Annotated in this window: 13 protein-coding genes and 1 other annotated feature; of the genes, 4 read left to right on the forward strand and 9 right to left on the reverse strand. The window is 38.8% G+C overall.

Annotated elements, in window-relative coordinates; genetic code table 11:
* Window positions 1-20: 20 nt before the first annotated feature.
* Together FLK20_RS01335 and FLK20_RS01340 are read left to right on the forward strand one after the other, a co-directional pair.
* Complete coding sequence (locus FLK20_RS01335; RefSeq protein WP_152654759.1) at window positions 21-917, forward strand: ATP-grasp domain-containing protein; 897 nt, start codon at window positions 21-23, stop codon at window positions 915-917.
* Complete coding sequence (locus FLK20_RS01340; protein WP_152654760.1) at window positions 914-1,762, forward strand: ATP-grasp domain-containing protein; 849 nt, start codon at window positions 914-916, stop codon at window positions 1,760-1,762. The genes FLK20_RS01335 and FLK20_RS01340 overlap by 4 nt, the downstream gene beginning before the upstream one ends.
* A gap of 49 nt (window positions 1,763-1,811) precedes the next feature.
* Here the strand turns inward: FLK20_RS01340 and FLK20_RS01345 are convergent, their stop codons facing one another.
* A complete protein-coding gene (locus FLK20_RS01345) occupies window positions 1,812-4,457 on the reverse strand; it encodes a valine--tRNA ligase (protein WP_152654761.1) in 2,646 nt (881 codons plus the stop codon).
* Between the two features lie 194 nt (window positions 4,458-4,651).
* Window positions 4,652-4,897 (reverse strand) — a binding site (T-box leader).
* Window positions 4,898-5,122: 225 nt separating this feature from the next.
* Between FLK20_RS01345 and FLK20_RS01350 the strand changes: the two genes are divergently transcribed.
* Complete coding sequence (locus FLK20_RS01350; RefSeq protein ID WP_152654762.1) at window positions 5,123-5,311, forward strand: hypothetical protein; 189 nt, start codon at window positions 5,123-5,125, stop codon at window positions 5,309-5,311.
* Here the strand turns inward: FLK20_RS01350 and ysxE are convergent.
* From ysxE to hemA, 8 genes are all read right to left on the reverse strand, one after another.
* Window positions 5,308-6,306, reverse strand: a complete 999-nt coding sequence (ysxE, locus tag FLK20_RS01355) for a spore coat protein YsxE (RefSeq protein ID WP_152654763.1) — start codon at window positions 6,304-6,306, stop codon at window positions 5,308-5,310. The two genes, FLK20_RS01350 and ysxE, sit on opposite strands and share 4 nt — an antisense overlap.
* Before the next feature lie 137 nt (window positions 6,307-6,443).
* Window positions 6,444-7,595: a stage VI sporulation protein D gene (gene spoVID / locus FLK20_RS01360; RefSeq protein ID WP_152654764.1), complete on the reverse strand. Its 1,152-nt coding sequence runs from the start codon at window positions 7,593-7,595 to the stop codon at window positions 6,444-6,446.
* 168 nt (window positions 7,596-7,763) lie between these two features.
* Window positions 7,764-8,306, reverse strand: coding sequence for a GNAT family N-acetyltransferase (locus FLK20_RS01365; RefSeq protein ID WP_152654765.1), 543 nt, complete (start codon window positions 8,304-8,306; stop codon window positions 7,764-7,766).
* Between the two features lie 214 nt (window positions 8,307-8,520).
* The gene (gene hemL, locus FLK20_RS01370) at window positions 8,521-9,807 is read right to left on the reverse strand and encodes a glutamate-1-semialdehyde 2,1-aminomutase (RefSeq protein ID WP_152654766.1); all 1,287 of its coding nucleotides are present in this window, start codon (window positions 9,805-9,807) and stop codon (window positions 8,521-8,523) included.
* A gap of 13 nt (window positions 9,808-9,820) precedes the next feature.
* Window positions 9,821-10,804, reverse strand: a complete 984-nt coding sequence (hemB, locus tag FLK20_RS01375; protein ID WP_152654767.1) for a porphobilinogen synthase — start codon at window positions 10,802-10,804, stop codon at window positions 9,821-9,823.
* Window positions 10,797-11,564, reverse strand: coding sequence for a uroporphyrinogen-III synthase (locus FLK20_RS01380; protein ID WP_152654768.1), 768 nt, complete (start codon window positions 11,562-11,564; stop codon window positions 10,797-10,799). Before FLK20_RS01380 ends, hemB begins: the two co-directional genes overlap by 8 nt.
* A 2-nt stretch (window positions 11,565-11,566) precedes the next feature.
* Window positions 11,567-12,493: a hydroxymethylbilane synthase gene (gene hemC / locus FLK20_RS01385; RefSeq protein ID WP_152654769.1), complete on the reverse strand. Its 927-nt coding sequence runs from the start codon at window positions 12,491-12,493 to the stop codon at window positions 11,567-11,569.
* A gap of 123 nt (window positions 12,494-12,616) precedes the next feature.
* Window positions 12,617-13,990 carry a glutamyl-tRNA reductase gene (gene hemA / locus FLK20_RS01390; RefSeq protein ID WP_152654770.1) on the reverse strand — a complete coding sequence of 458 codons (1,374 nt, stop codon included), beginning with the start codon at window positions 13,988-13,990 and terminating at the stop codon, window positions 12,617-12,619.
* 367 nt (window positions 13,991-14,357) lie between these two features.
* Between hemA and FLK20_RS01395 the strand changes: the two genes are divergently transcribed.
* Entirely contained in the window at window positions 14,358-14,837 is a 480-nt protein-coding gene (locus FLK20_RS01395) for a LiaF transmembrane domain-containing protein (protein ID WP_152654771.1), read from the forward strand.
* Window positions 14,838-14,876: the final 39 nt, after the last annotated feature.

Below are 14,876 nucleotides of genomic sequence, written 5' to 3' on the forward strand. Positions count from 1 at the left end.
AGCAGAAAGGATGTTCTACTTTGAATAATACTGGTTGGATTGTTATTAATGGCAGTATTGCAACTGAAAAATTTCTTGACTATGCAAATATGATTGCAGATGCTGCTGCAAAACAAGAAATCAAAACAATTTCTTTAAAAAATGATGATGTTTTAACTTTATTATGCCCGAAAAATGGAATGGTGTCATCTATACAAAACGAGAATAAAATGCCTGATTTTGCTTTTTTTATTGATAAAGATATACACTTAGCAAGACAGCTGGAGCAGCTGGGAATTCGTGTGTTTAACTCTTCCCGCGCAATTGAAATCAGTGATGATAAAATTTACACCTATCAAATGCTCCATAAACAGCAGCTCCCTATTCCAAAAACGATTATTGCACCTAAAAAGTATCATGCTGGAAATCTATCCTCGGCATATATTCAGGAAGTAATCAATCATCTTGGGCTTCCTCTGATTGTTAAAGAAGCGTTTGGCTCCTTTGGCGAACAGGTTCATTTGATTCACAATAAAAAGGAATTAACTGAGGTTATCTCCTTTATTGGAGAGCGACCATTCGTATTTCAAAGTTATATAGAGGAAAGTGAGGGACGGGATATCCGTGTTCAGGTTGTTGGTGATAAAGCAATAACCGCTGTCGAACGAAGAAATAATAAAGATTTTCGTGCTAACGTAACAAATGGAGGTAAAATGCTGCCATTCCCCCTTGATGAAACGATAGAAAAGCTGGCTGTTACAGCTGCAAAAGCAATCGGAGCTGATTTCGCCGGTGTTGACTTGTTATTTGGTCAAAATAAGGAGCTATTGATTTGTGAAATAAATGCGAATGCACATATCCGAAATTTGTATGAATGCACAGGGGTCAACGCTGCCGATTACATGATAAGTTATATAAAAAAGGAGCTTTTCCAATGAATGGATGGTTAATCTATACGAAGAACGATTCAATAAGAAATAAAAGTTATATTGACTGGTTTATAGATGAAGCAAAAAAACAATCCATCCATCTCACATTATTACTAAGAGAAAACATTTCAATTGGTATACACAAAAATAAACCCGTTATCCGTGCAAACGGGAAAGAAATCAGTGCCGATTTTGCAGTTGTCCGTACGATGGACCCTTTCCTTAATAGACAATTGGAGCAAATAGGAATTACTGTATTCAACAACCGGATAATCTCAGAAACATTTAATCATAAGGCACACGCTTATCTGGCTATCCAGCAGTTAGGCATACCTGTACCGCAAAGCTATTTTTTCCCCGGGAAAATTAATCCTTCGCCTCTACCGTTAGATTTTCCCTTTGTTGTCAAATCAGCTAAGGGGAAAGGCGGGAAGCAGGTTGCAATGATTTATAATCAAAAAGAGTGGGAAGCATACCGCCAGACGTTAACGGAAGACTTTATATTACAATCGCCCCGACAGATTCAGGCCGGAAAGGATTTAAGAGTATTTATCATTGATAAAAAAATCATTGCTGCTGTTCTGCGAATAAATACAAATGATTTTCGGGCGAATTATTCGCTTGGAGGAACAGCATCTCTGTACACTTTAAATAAAACAGAGAAAAGCACAATCCAAAGAATTATAGATGCTTACGAATTCGGACTTGCAGGTATTGATTTTATGTTTACAGATGATGGGCAATTAATATTTAATGAAATTGAAGATGCCGTCGGTTCCCGTACCCTGAGCATGCTGAGTGATATCAATATTTTAAAAGAATATATTCGTTTTATAAAAGAAAAAATGCAGTAAAACTAAAAAATAGCTATGCAGAAATTTTCACATAGCTATTTTTTCAGTTTTACTGCTTCAGCTCTGCCAAACGGGCTTTTACTTTCGCCTGTTTATCCAGATAATCTTTTTCTTTCTGTTTTTCTTCTTCTACCAATGCTTCTGGTGCTTTACTGATAAAGCCTTGATTAGAAAGCTTCTTTTGCACTCTTTCTACTTCTTTATTCCATTTTGTGAGTTCGTTTTCTAAACGTGCGATTTCTTTATCGAAATCAATTAAACCTTCTAAAGGAAGGAAGATCTCTGCACCAGTAACTACAGAGGTCATCGCTTTACCTGGAGCTTCGATACCTTCTGCAATTTTCAGGGAGCTCGGATTACAGAACCGCTCTAAATATTCCCGGTTCTTCTCTAATTCCTGCACCAGTGCCTCGTTTTCTGTAGAAATAAGCATCTCAATCTGCTTAGACATTGGCGTATCCACCTCTGCCCGGCTGTTACGAACAGATTTGATAATAGCAACTAAACGCTGCATTTCAGACACAGCTTTTTTATCATCAAATGCCGGATTTACTTTTGGCCATTCGCTGATGGTAATCGATGGTCCCTCATGTGGGAGCTGCTGCCAGATTTCCTCTGTGATAAACGGCATAAACGGATGCAGCATACGCATTGTCTGATCTAAAACATGCGCTAACACAGAACGTGTTGTTTTTTTCTTTGCTTCATCTTCGCCATATAACGTCAGTTTGGCCATTTCAATATACCAATCACAGAATTCATCCCAGATAAAGTTATAGAGATGTCTTCCCGCTTCACCAAATTCATATTTATCTGCGTTTCTCGTTACATGATCTATCGTTTCATTCAAACGGGATAAGATCCATCTGTCTGCAACTGTTAAGTTTCCGGTTAAATCAATATCCTCATACTTGAATCCTTCCATATTCATAAGAGAAAAACGGGATGCGTTCCATACTTTATTGGCAAAATTCCAGGTAGACTCGATTTTTTCCCAGTGGAAGCGCAGATCCTGACCAGGTGTTGATCCGGTCATTAAGAAATAGCGGAGCGAATCGGCACCATATTTATCAATGACATCCATCGGATCTACACCGTTCCCCAAGGATTTACTCATTTTTCTTCCTTCTGCATCACGAATTAAACCATGCAGCAACGTATCTTTAAACGGACGTTCATCCATAAATTCTTTTGACTGGAAAATCATCCGGGATACCCAGAAGAAAATAATATCATAGCCTGTTACCAGAACGTTTGTAGGGAAATAACGTTTTAAATCCGCTGACTCTTCATTTGGCCAGCCCATGGTAGAAAACGGCCATAATGCAGAGGAGAACCATGTGTCTAACACATCTTCGTCCTGTTCCCAGTTTTCAGCGTCTGCCGGAGCTTCCTTGCCTACATAGATTTCTCCTGTTTCTTTATGGTACCAGGCCGGAATCCGATGACCCCACCATAATTGTCTGGAAATACACCAGTCGCGAATATTATCCATCCAGTTGAAATAGGTTTTCTCAAATCGCTCTGGAACAAAGTTTACTTTTTCTTCATCCACATCCTGCATGTTTAAAGCAGCTTCTGCCAACGGCTCCATTTTTACAAACCATTGTGTGGATAAGTAAGGCTCAACCACCGCCCCACTTCTTTCTGAATGTCCAACCTGATGCGGGCGTTCTTCAATTTCAAACAGAACACCTAAATCCTGTAAGTCCTGAACAATTTGCTTGCGGCATTCAAACCGGTCTAATCCCTGATATTTTCCTGCATTCTCATTCATCGTTCCATCTTCATTCATCACAAGCACGCGTTCTAAATTATGACGGTTCCCGATTTCAAAGTCATTCGGATCATGTGCAGGTGTAATTTTAACAGCTCCGGAACCAAGCTCCATATCTACGTAGTCGTCTGCTACAATTTGCATTTCTTTGCCTACAATCGGCAAAATAACTGTTTTGCCAATTAAATGCTGATAGCGCTCATCTTTGGGGTGTACGGCAACAGCAGTATCTCCAAGCATTGTTTCCGGACGCGTTGTTGCAATTTCAATCGTTTCATCACTGTCTTTAATTGGATAGCGCATATGATAAAATTTACCCGGGATTTCTTCGTAAATAACCTCAATATCAGAAAGTGCTGTTTTTGTGGAAGGATCCCAGTTAATAATGTACTCACCGCGATAAATAAGCTCTTTTTCATAAAGGCGGACAAACACTTCCCGAACAGCTTCGGATAAACCGTCGTCCAGTGTAAAACGTTCACGGGAATAATCTAAGCCAAGTCCAAGCTTCTCCCACTGCGAACGGATAAAGCTTGCATACTCCCCTTTCCACTCCCAGGCTTTTTCAAGAAACTTCTCACGACCAAGCTCATAACGGTTTGTTCCCAGTTCTTTAAGCTTTGCCTCTACCTTCGCCTGTGTTGCAATTCCCGCATGATCCATTCCAGGAAGCCACAATACATCATAGCCCTGCATCCGTTTCATACGTGTAATCGTATCCTGCATCGTTGTATCCCAGGCATGCCCTAAATGCAGACGTCCTGTTACGTTTGGCGGCGGAATTACAATGGAATAAGGCTCCTTCTCCGGATCATCCTTTGCTTCAAAAAACTTACCATCTAACCAAAATTGATATCTTCCTGTTTCCACTTCTTGCGGATTGTATTTAGGAGGAAGCTGATTTTGTTTATCTGACATGTTAAAAACCTCCTTCATTCTCATTAAAATTTTGTGTTCAAAAAGTTCGATAAAAAGGACCAAGCCTGCTAAGGCCTCAGGCGTCCTGGGACCTAGGATTACTCGCCCCACCGAAAACATTTGTGCGTCAAAAGTACAAAGCGACGAGCTTTTTGAACGTCCTCTAAAACAAAAAAACCCTTTCATCCTGATAAATAAAGGACGAAAAGGTATATTTCCGTGGTACCACCTTTGTTTGCTTGTCAATAAAAGCGGTTTTCACTTTTATAAAGCACACTTAAGGTCATGGATATCGGCTGACAACCGGAATCTCCTACTCCAGTTTTCAGAGACTCTACATCAGAGACGACTTCAAGAACAACCTTCCCGGGAAACTTTCACCAATTCATTTCCCTCTCTATGAGCGTTTATTCTTTACTACTTCTCTTTCACGCATTCGTATGTTTTCTTCGTAACATTTATTTTATCGTTTCCTCAAGAGAACGTCAACTATATTTTCATACAATTAACGGTAAATAGGCATTTTTACAGCCAGCTTGATAAGAAAAATAACCATTAAAAAAGTGTATCTATATTATTGACACACTTTTCACAGGTTTATACATAACATATTATATCAAAGTCCAGAAATCTAACTTCATGGAAAGAAACAGGAGGGGAAAAATATGTCCCGTTTTTATCGCTATCGTATTCCGCCTTGGGCTAGAAAATGTATTTTTGTTGTAGAAACCTGTGTTACACCAATAATGGTTTTTCAGCTTATTCGAACACTTTTTATACCTACAACACTTGATATTTTAATACTGGCTGTATTAATTGGTCTTGTTATCGCTTTTTACCTGCAATGGATCTAGTCTGGCTGTTCCTCCTTTGATTCATATGTTTCTTGTATAAAATCTACCCAGCTCATGCCAAATTCTAAACGGCGAAATTGCCGCTGCAGCTCCTTCACCTGATTTACCATTGATTTTTTTGTGTGACGGTCTGTATAATTTTTGAGCACATTCAAATAGGATGACGGGTTAAGTAAATAGACAGAAACAAGATGCATCTCCCTCACAGTCAGATGATTTGTTTTTTGATAAACTGTAAATGCCTGCTGTATCGTTCTTTCCGGCTGATTATAAGCACCTGTCAAGCTCTGAAAATAATGTGATAAATCACGAGCCGGATGCTCAAAACCGCCCGATTCCCAGTTAATTAAATACCCCCCCTTTGAATGCGTGTCATCCACCCGTTGATGGCATAAACTGGTAGACCATAAAATATCTGTTTCTTCTTCCCCATAAATTTGTTCCAGTTTGTCCTGCAGCAAACCCACTGCATGACAAATTCCTTTATAATGCGTGCAATAAAGAAGTTCAAATGGAGACATGTATTTTCTGCTTTCATAATCTGTAATACGTATATGAAGCTGATCTAAAGACTGTTTACAAAAGTTTGAAAAGCCCTGGAATGATTCTTTTAAACGATCAGATTTTATTCGGCTGGTCTGCCTGGTTTTTTTATGAATTTGCGCAAGTGTTTGCAGTGTCCTTTCTATATTATAGGTGGAATCTGTGATCTCCGGAGAATCAATCCAAGGTGTTAAATAATAATAAAAGTTCTCCTCCTTTTGAAAAAATGCATTATCCTGTGTCAAATACACAGGTAAAATCTCCGTCACATTTTTTTCTCGAGCAGTGTGGTAAATGTGCTGCCAATTCTCCATTGTCTGTTCGGTTAAAAAACTGCGCTTCAATGCATATTCCTGCATACCGTCAAATACTTTTACAACGCGTTCTGTTTGCTTCTCAATACTGACGGGATAGATATGATATGCTTCCAGAACTTTTTTCCATATATTCATCACATGTCACCTCTTATTAGAAAAGCTTCCATTTGCTCGTTTTTAATGACTTAATCGTTTCTAACCCTTTTTCTAAAATAAGATATAAATTATGTAAAGCTCCCTGCACAAATAATCTCTTCGTGCAGGGTTCTGATCTAATGTTTTGCAGGAATATAGAGCAGCTGTCCTTCATTTACTTCATAATCGGCTTCCAGCTGATTATGTTTAATTAATTGCAGTGGACTGATTGCAAAACGCTCCGCTATGGTATCAATCGTATCGTTCTCCTGGACAATGCATAGCCGCATTCTCACATAATGATTTTCATCTGCTTCCCGAAAAATCTCGGATAGGATAGATGCGTTTTCTGCTCGTTCTTCTTCCTCCTGCTCTTCCACGACAGTTATCTCTTCCTCTCTGGGCACTTCAGAATAATCCGTCTCTTCTATATAATCCACAAGCTCTGATTCATCTGCAACCTCCCAGCCTGATTCTTCTTCTATTTCTTCTATCACTTCAGCAGCTTCAACAATTTCTAATTCAGCTTCTTCCTGCTCCTCAACCTCCATTTCTTCTTCTGAAACCTTTGATTCTGAAAGGGATTGAAAATATTCAGATAGAGGCTGTGATTTTATTTTCCATCGATCAGGATCATCCACATGTTGCTCTTCCGATATGGTTTGCTCTTCTGATACTATTTGCTCTTCTGATACGATATGTTCTTCCGATACCGTTTGCTCTTTTGACGTAGTTTGTTCATTACGTGTTAAAGCTTCTTCCGGGTGCTCTATTTCAAATGAAAATGTTTCTCCAACTTGCTCTTGATCCGCTTCTTCTGTTTCCCAATCCTCTTCTGCAGGACGGTATGCTTCATCCTGCAAGATGCCATGAATTTCAACTGCAGCAGCTATTTTTAAACTATCTGGTCCTAATAAATCATAATCAAAGGATTCAATTTGTACGGTTACATCTTCCAAATTTTTAACCCGATGAGGCGGTACAGATATATCTACTGGAAATTTATGTGTAAATATATAAAGCCCATTCACCTCTCGAATACTTTCTACATAACGCTTAGCCTGAATCTGATCAAAATCAATAAATTCCTCTTCTCCCTCATCTGCACCCACCTTTTGATATTCCCCTTGCAGCTCAATATTACCGCGAATAGAAATATAATTATCCAATGATTCGATTGTTATTTCTGGTTCGATAGAAATTCCTCTTATTTCTTCTACTTCCTGTCCTTTTTCAAAAAACAGGGATTCTTCCAGATCAAAAATAAATGCATTAGGCTCTACTGACAAAATGTATTCCTCCTCTCGCAAACAGTCCAGATGCGAATCATTCGTTATCATTTATATGATTGTCGGCAGCGGATTATGCTAAGACAAGGAATGAAAGGGAATACGAAAAAAGCCTGCATCTCAAAATATTTTTAGATGACAGGCTTAAATAGCTTACTGGGAGATACGCTACTCCGGTTTTTGATATTCAATTAACCAGCTATCCCGATATTCACCTTCGTGAAGCTCATGCTCAGGAAGTAATTTTATTTTTTTAAAACCACATTTCTCATAACAGCGAAGAGCTCTTTTATTCCATGTCTGCGGATCCATAACCACTTTATCGGCATGTCTTTTATTTACCAAATAATCAACCATGGACTTAATTAGAGTTTCGCCAATACCTTTGTTCCAATATTTTGTTTCACCTATGAATTGATCCATTCCGTAGATAACCTCTTCATCATTAGGATAACCATAATTTTCTCTCATACTTTTATCTAATTGATAAAATTGAATATATCCTATTTCCATATTTTCAAACTTTATCAGACATCTGATTAAATCCTCTTGTGGAGTATAAAATTTTTCATTTACTTTTTGTAAATGAAATGGATTATCCCTGCCTTCATAAAATTGAAGAACATAGGGATCAGACAGCCACTTTGCTAAAAAATGATTATCTTTTTGTTCTAATTCACGAACGGTCAGCTTACCGTTTTGAAACAACATAAACGTATCCTCCGTTAAGCATGTTTTGGAAGTCATTCAATTTGGTCATCGTTGATGGAAAACAGTATTGCAAAAAGCAGTTTCTTACGTAATACTATCTTTGATATTTCATTTTATCAATTTTTTTCTTTCAAAAACACAAATCAATCCATAAAAAACCCAAATACAATATTTGGGCTTTCGGTTTATCAGAGCTGTAAACATTACTATCTAGTTACTTTTCAATCTTAGAAAAAGCAGTATGCACAGCTTCAATCGTCTTTTCAATATCTTCATCTGAATGGGCAGTAGATAAGAATAATCCCTCAAATTGAGATGGCGGCAAAAATACACCTTCTTCAATCATCGTGCGATAGTATTGCGCAAAATAATCTAAATTAGAGGATTGTGCTGTTTCAAAGTCAACCACTTCCTGATCCGTGAAGAAGACACCAACCATGGACCCGGCACGATTAATATGAAGTGGTATATCATATTTATCAGCCGCCTGGCGGAACCCTTCTATCAGTCGATCAACCTTCTTGTTCATTTGCACGTAAGAGGCTTCTGTCAAGGAAGCTAAAGATTCATAGCCTGCTGTCATCGCTAATGGATTACCAGATAACGTACCTGCCTGATAAATGGGGCCAGTTGGAGCAATCTGCTCGACAATTTCACGTTTTCCACCATAAGCGCCGACAGGAAGACCGCCGCCGATTACTTTACCAAGACAAGTTAAATCAGGCGTTACATCAAAATGTCCCTGCGCACTATAGTAGCCTACACGGAAACCTGACATCACCTCATCAAAGATAAGCAGAGAACCATTTTGTTCTGTTATTTTCCTTACCTCTTGTAAGAATCCTTCTTTTGGAGGCACAACTCCCATGTTCCCGCACACCGGTTCCATAATGACAGCTGCAATTTGGTCTCCATAGTGTTCAAAAGCCAGTTTTAAGCTGTTTATATCATTGTAAGGAACCGTAATCGTATTCTTCGCGATATTTGCAGGAACACCGGGACTATCTGGCAAACCAAGCGTTGCAACACCAGAACCAGCTTTAATCAGCAGGGAATCTCCATGACCGTGGTAGCTTCCTTCAAATTTAATAATTAAATCTCTGTTTGTATAACCGCGTGCCAGACGAATTGCACTCATTGTTGCTTCTGTTCCGGAGTTTACCATTCTTACCATTTCAATCGATGGCACACGATCGATAACGAGCTTTGCCAGTTTATTTTCTAACAGCGAAGGCGCTCCAAAGCTTGTCCCCTTCTCAACAACTTCTTTTAAGCTGTTCGTAACACGTTCATCCGCATGTCCTAAAATTAACGGCCCCCAGCTTAATACATAATCAATATAGGAATTACCATCAATGTCGGTAATTTTAGAGCCTTTTCCTTTTTCCATAAAAATTGGATCTAATCCAACTGATTTAAACGCTCGGACCGGAGAATTTACTCCGCCGGGCATTAAATCAACGGCTTCTTTATAAGCATCTACTGACTTTGTATTTACCATGCTCTTCCTCCTTTTAATTCTCTTCCTGCAACCATTTTGCCACATCTTTTGCAAAATAGGTAATAATTAAGTCTGCACCTGCACGTTTCATGGATAACAGTGTTTCTGTAACAAGTTTTTTCTCATCCACCCAGCCATTTAAAGCAGCCGCTTTAATCATGGCATACTCTCCGCTTACATTATACGCAACAACAGGAACATCAAAACGATTTCTTACCTCGCGCATAATGTCCATATAGGACAGGCTCGGTTTGACAATCAAGAAATCAGCTCCTTCTTTAATATCAGATGTTGCCTCACGGATTGCCTCTAAACGATTGGCAGGGTTCATCTGATAAGTCTTCCGGTCACCAAATTGCGGTGTGCTGTCTGCTGCATCACGAAAAGGACCATAGTAAGCTGATGCGTATTTCACTGCATAGGACATAATCGGAATATGGTCAAAGCCAGCTTCATCCAGAGCATGGCGGATAACCGTTACAAAGCCGTCCATCATATTGGAAGGCGCGATAATATCAGCACCTGCTTGCGCCTGAGAAACAGCCGTTTTGGCTAACAGCTCCAGAGAAGCATCATTCGATACATCACCATTTTCAATCACACCGCAATGGCCATGTGAAGTATATTCGCATAAGCAGGTATCTGCAACAACAAGCATTTCCGGGTATGCTTGTTTTACCATCCTTGTTGCTTCCTGAATAATTCCATGATCATGAAAAGCTTCTGAGCCAATTTCATCCTTTTCTGCAACAACACCAAATAAAATAAGGGAACGAATTCCCAATTGATAAGCTTCCTCCACTTCTGTTAACAAATGGTCAAAAGAAAGCTGGTACACTCCCGGCATAGAAGGAACTTCATTCCGGATATCCTCCCCCTCAATAACAAATATCGGATAAATAAAATCAGTCACCCTTAAATGTGTTTCTTGGACAAGCGCGCGCATCGAAGCCGATGAACGCAAACGTCTATGTCTGTCAAATATGAATTCACTCATGATTCATCTTCCTTTCATTCGCTAACTCAGTAATCAAATGCAGCATTGCATCTGTTGTATATGGATCAGATGTATATAAATTAGGAATACCTAACTCCTTTGCCCTTTCGCTCGTTGTTTTACCGATGCAAATATACATTGCCTTATCGGGAATGTACTCTGCCAAAGTCACAAATGCATCTATGGTTGATGGGCTTGTAAACGTTATATAATCTATGGTCGAAAGCACATTGTTAAGCTCCTGCTTGGATTCTGTACAGTATATTGTCTCATATACCTCTAACGTTTCATAAGGAATCTGTGCTTCTCGCAGTTTTTCTGGCAGAATCTGTCGAGATAAATTGCCTCGAATTAACAACACAGGTTTATCTGTGGTATGAAATGACGTAAATTCTTCTGCCATCGTCAGCGCATCAAAAGATGACGGGACAAAAGAGGCAGTATAACCGTATGCTTCTAATACTTCCTCTGTCTTCTTTCCAACAATGCCGAACTGTAATCCTTGTGGAAGTTTTTTATGATGTTGTTGGAGCAGTTGAAAAAAGGCCTGTACACCATTTGCACTTGTTATAAATACCCACTCAAAACTGGAAAGGCGCTCCAGAATTATTTTATTTTCAGGCTTCTCTACATCATTTATTTCAATCATCGGGACGACAACTGGGCTTCCCCCCAGCTTAGAGACCTTCTCTGCCATCTCAGCAGCTTTTGTTTCTTCTCTCGTAATTAAAATGCGCTCCCCACGAAGCGGCTCCCCCATGATTACTCCATCTCCTCTTTCACACGTTCCACAATTTCCTTAGCACCTTGTTTCCCTAATAGCTCAGCAGCTTCTCTGCCAACTCGAACTGGATCGTCTCCACGAACCACTTCTTTCAAAATTGTTTTTCCATCCGGTGTACCTACTAAGGCAGTTAATACAATTTCCTCGCCATCTAAATAAGCATAACCTCCAATAGGAACCTGACAGCCGCCTTCTAATAAATGCAGAAAAGTACGTTCTGCTAATACCGTTTTTGCTGTATATTCATCATGAATCTTTTGAACAATTTCTTTTAATTCCAAATCATCTGCACGGCTTTCAATCGCCAGCGCCCCTTGTCCTACAGCAGGCACACAAATTTCCGGGTCCAAGTACTCTGTAATCAGATTCTCACTTAAACCGACACGCTTCAAGCCGGATACAGCTAAAATAATCGCATCATAATCCTCTTCATTTAACTTGCGGATACGCGTTTCTACATTGCCGCGGATCCATTTAATTTTTAAATCCGGCCTGGCAGCAAGAATTTGTGCACCTCTGCGTAAGCTGCTCGTTCCAACAATTGAACCTTCACGAAGGTCTGCTAATTTCACATTATTTTTCGCAATATAAGCGTCGCGGTGATCTTCCCTGACAGGAATAGAGGAAATTTCCAGTCCTTCTGGAAGTGTAGACGGCATGTCCTTCATACTGTGGACAGCAAAGTCAATCTCTTTGTCAAACAGCGCTTTTTCAATTTCTTTCACAAAAAGACCTTTTCCGCCAACTTTTGATAACGTTACATCAAGAATTTGATCTCCCTTGGTAACAATCTTTTTTATCTCAAATTCATTGTTTACACCAGCTTTTTTCAACTGTTCAATAACCCATTTCGTTTGTGTAATCGCTAAATTACTCTTTCTGGAACCAACCATAATTTTTCGCATGATGTCTCCTCCTTGATTCTTCTTTAGGGTTTCGCAATTCTTTTACAATAAAAAGCAACCAGAAAGTGATGAAATGACCTCCTGGTTGGATATGAATGATGTAGGATAAAGGAATTACTTCAATTAAGCAGTTGGTACCTGCTCCACTGCTGGAAAAGATGCAATATCCTCTTGAGTAAATTGGGTTGATGTCTCCTTTTTTCTCATTTGTTTCTCAAGCTCCTCTCTTACCTCATTCTCAATTCCAAAAATATCAACAAATAGCTGCAATGCCTCATCTGCCTGCTCCGTACCTGCCAATTCCTTTGCTTGCGTAATCGGCTCTTTCAATAGCTGATTAATAATACTTTTTGTATGCTTATTAAGTACTTTTTTCTCACGTTCTGTTAAGCTCGGTATTTTCCGTTCGATACTTTTCATTGTCTCCGATTGAATAGATAATGCTTTTTGTCTAAGCGCAGATATAACAGGAACAACCCCAAGTGTTTTCATCCATTCCTTAAATTGAACAATTTCCTCTTCAATGGATAATTCAATTTGTCCGGCTGCTGCTTTTCTGGACTCTAAATTATCATCTACAATATGCTGCAAGTGATCAATATCATATAAAGCAACCTGATCCACCCCGGCGATTTCCGGATCAATATCCCGGGGAACAGCAATGTCTATTAAGAATAATTCTTTGTCCTGACGTTTCTTTCGTACCTTTTCAATATCTTGTTTGGATAAAATAACAGACTCTGATCCAGTAGAACTGATTAATATATCAGCTTCTTCAAGTATAAAGGATAATTCATCCATTCCCGCAATCTTGGCTTCAAATTTATCAGCCATCCTTTTTGCTTTTTCTTGTGTGCGATTAATGACAGTAATTTCTTTTACACCGGCACCTTGAATATTCTTTGCTGCCAACTCGCCCATTTTTCCAGCACCTAAAATAGCAACATGCTTATCCGTTAAGTCTCCAAACTTCTCCTTTGCTAATTCCACAGCTGCATAGCTGATGGAAACAGCATGCTCAGCAATACCTGTTTCTTTATGCATTCGTTTTCCAAATGTAATAGCTTGTTTAAACAATTCATTGAATATAGTACCTGTTGTATTTACTTGCTGCCCTTTGGAAAAAGCTTGTTTCAGCTGTCCAAGAATTTGTGTTTCTCCAAGCACCATAGAGTCAAGCCCGGTTGTTACCCGAAATAAATGCTCCATTGCACCATCATTCTCTGTAATATGCAGATAGGTTGAAAATATTTCTTTGTCCTCTCCAAACCAATCTGCTAAAAATTGCTTTATATAGTATCTCCCGGTATGGAGCTGGTCTACAACTGCATATACTTCCGTCCGATTGCACGTTGAAACAATGACATCTTCAAGAATACTTTTCTGATTCTTTAATGCAATCATTGCTTCAGTCAGTTGTTCTTCATTAAATGTGAATTTTTCCCTAATTTCTACAGGGGTTGTTTTGTAATTAAAACCAACCTTTAAAATATGCACAGTACTACCCCCACTATGATAAAATAGTTCTTATCTTTTATTATTATTAACTAATAATCATTATAACATGCTATAAAATCCATTTCGTGCTAAAATGTGAACAGAATCTGAAACAATTCGTACGTTACATAAGAATATGTATAAAAACAATAATTCATTCAAGTGAATTAAAATACGCTCGCCACAACAACTTATTCCGACTGTAATGTAACATAACTAATCTTTTATAGCAAGGAACTCGCTTTTTTGCACTTTAAATATGCTTAAAGACCAAGCGATTTTCTTGATCTTTCTAATGAGGATTGTTCTTACAATTACATAGTAGTTTAACATTAGGTAGATGACAGGCATGAAAGGAGGAACTTCAATGAAAAGAAAGCATTCGCTGCTTGCTTATCTGTGTATCGGAATTGGTGTTTTTCTTTTGCTCCGGGAGCTGCGCATTCCGTTTTTTGTAGACCTTTACTCATGGCAATCTTTACTGATTGTGATTGGGCTTGGGATCATTGCTCACAGTTATACAACAAAAACATATCAGAATTTGTTTATAGGCACATTACTGTTTGGTGTTGGTATCCATCTGCATGGCGTAAAACAGTATCCCTTTTGGATTGATGATTGGTCTATTTATTTAATTATTATCGGTCTTTCCTTTATCGTTCGTTATACCAAAACGAAGAAAGGATTTTTCTTAGGTGCTTCCTCCATTCTGCTAGGTTTAATTTTTCTTTTTGCAGAACAGCTGTCTATATATACAAGCTGGCTTGCACCGATTGTTTCATTTTTAGAGCGTTTTTGGCCGATTCTGCTTATCCTTTTAGGTATTATTATGCTAAAACGTAAATAAGGGTGCGGTTAGAAGCTTCTGCTTTTAACCGCACCCTCT

Origin of the sequence: Oceanobacillus sp. CFH 90083 (genome assembly GCF_009389585.1) — a bacterium.
In the GTDB taxonomy this organism is placed as follows: domain Bacteria; phylum Bacillota; class Bacilli; order Bacillales; family Amphibacillaceae; genus Oceanobacillus.